This is a genomic window from Streptomyces sp. UNOC14_S4 (assembly GCF_020740835.1).
Taxonomy (GTDB): Bacteria; Actinomycetota; Actinomycetes; order Streptomycetales; family Streptomycetaceae; genus Streptomyces.
In genome coordinates this window covers 1-2,103 of the sequence record NZ_JAINFC010000823.1, presented here as the reverse complement: position 1 = coordinate 2,103, position 2,103 = coordinate 1, and the positions used below count along the sequence as shown (strand labels likewise).

The 2,103-nt window shown below is 77.3% G+C and carries 1 protein-coding gene; it reads right to left on the bottom strand.

Translation table 11 applies throughout. The features are described 5' to 3' along the window. Nucleotides 1-2,103 (bottom strand): polyketide synthase dehydratase domain-containing protein (locus K6I34_RS36130; protein ID WP_229332256.1); only part of this gene is annotated, 2,103 nt, incomplete at both ends.

The window sequence follows — 2,103 nt, the reverse complement described above, 5'->3', positions numbered from 1 at the left end:
GGGCCGGGCCCGCGGCGGTGGGCGGCAGGGTCAGGGCGATCTTGCCGGTGTGCCGGGCCTGGCCGAGGTGGCGGAAGGCGTCGGCGGCGTCGCGGACGTCCCAGGTGGTGACGGGCAGCGGCGTCAGCGTGCCGTCGGCGAACAGGGCGCCGAGTTCGGTGAGCATCTCGTGGATGCGGGCCGGACCGGCGTCCATGAGGTCGAACGCGCGGTAGTCGGTGCCGGGGTGGGCGGAGATCACCGCGTCGCGGTCCCGGATGTCGGTCTTGCCCATCTCCAGGAAGCGGCCGCCGGGCCCGAGCAGGCGCAGCGAGGCGTCGACGTAGGCGTGCGCCAGGGAGTTGAGGACGATGTCGAACCCGCGCCCCGCGCGTGCGGCGCGGAACCGCTCCTCGAAATCGAGGTCGCGCGAGGAGGCGATGCGCCGGTCGTCGAGGCCCAGTGCGCGCAGGGTGGGCCACTTGCCGGGTGAGGCGGTGCCATAAAGGTCCAGGCCCCAGTGCCGGGCCAGTTGAACGGCCGCCATGCCGACGCCGCCGGTGGCCGCGTGCACGAGCAGCGACTCGCCGGGCCGGACGGCGGCGAGGTCGACGAGTCCGTAGTAGGCGGTGAGGAACACCACGGGCACGGAGGCCGCCTGCGCGTACGTCCAGCCGCCGGGGACCGGTGCGAGCAGGAGGCGGTCGGTCACGGCGAGCGGTCCGGTGCCGCCGGAGAACAGGCCCATCACGCGGTCGCCGGGGGCGAAGTCGTGGACGTCGGCGCCGACTTCGAGCACGACACCGGCGCCTTCGCCGCCGGGCGGCCGGGTGTCGGTGACCATGCCGAGGGCGACGACGACGTCACGGAAGTTGAGTCCGGCGGCGCGCATCGCGACGCGGACCTCGCCCGGGCCCAGCGGCCGGGCGCCGTCGGGGTCGGGGACGAGGGCCAGGCCGTCGATGGTCCCGGTGCCGGTCAGGCCGAGGCGCCACGCGTCGGTGCCGTCGGGTACGGCCAGGCGGTCGGCAAGGCCGGTGCGGGCGAGCCGGGGAGCCGCGCAGGTGCCCGAGCGCAGGGCGAGTTGGGGCTCGTCGGCGGCGAGTGCCGCGCCCAGGGCCGCGTAGGAGTCGGGGTGGTCGTCGATGTCGGCCAGCACGATCCGGCCGGGGTGCTCGGTCTGCGCCGAGCGCACCAGGCCCCAGACGGCCGCCGCGGCGAGGTCGTGCACCGCCTCGCCATGGGGGCCGGGGACGGCGCCCCGGGTCAGGACGACCAGCGGGGTCGCGGCGGACCGGTCGGTGGCGAGCCAGGTCTGCAGGAACGTCAGCACCCGTCGGGTGGCGGCACGTGCGGCGTCGGGGGCGATGCCGGTGGTGCCAGGATGGGCGCAGGTGATCGCGACGACGTCCGGGAGCGGTTCCCCGGGGTCGGCCGCGGCCGGGTCGGGCGCGGTGACGACGGTGGCTCCGGCGGCGCGCAGGGCCGCTTCGGCTCCGAGGTCGTCGGGCCCGGCCAGCGCCCAGGTGCCCAGCGGTGTCCCGGTCGGCGGCGCGAGGGAAGGCCAGGTGATGTGGAACAGGTCGTCGGGCGCGGCGTCGCGGGCGGGCGCGAGGCCGTCGGCGGTGACGGGCCGGGAGACGAGCGAGGTGACGGTGGCGACGGGGGCGCCGGTCGGGTCGGTCAGGTCGAGGGCGACGGCGTCCGGGCCGCTCCGTGTGACCCGGACGCGCAGGGTGCGCGCGCCGACCGCGTACAGGCGCACGCCCGTCCAGGCGAACGGCAGGCCGGGAGTATCGCCCGCCCCCTCGTCGAGTGCCCCGGCGGTATGCAGGGCGGCGTCGAGCAGCGCCGGGTGGAGCGCGAAGCGGTCGGCGTCGCGGCCGTCGCCGGGGAGATCGCCGGGGAGGGAGACCTCGGCGAGCACGTCGTCCCCGTGGCGCCACGCGGCGCGCACCGCCCGGAACAGCGGGCCGTACCGGTAGCCGCTGTCGGCCAGGTGCTCGTAGAGGCCGTCGGTGTCGAGGGGGACGGCGTCGGCGGGCGGCCAGGGCCCGGCCGTGGCGGCCGGGGGTTCCTCGCCCGGCCGGGCGGGTGCGAGGACACCGCTCGCGTGCCGGGTCC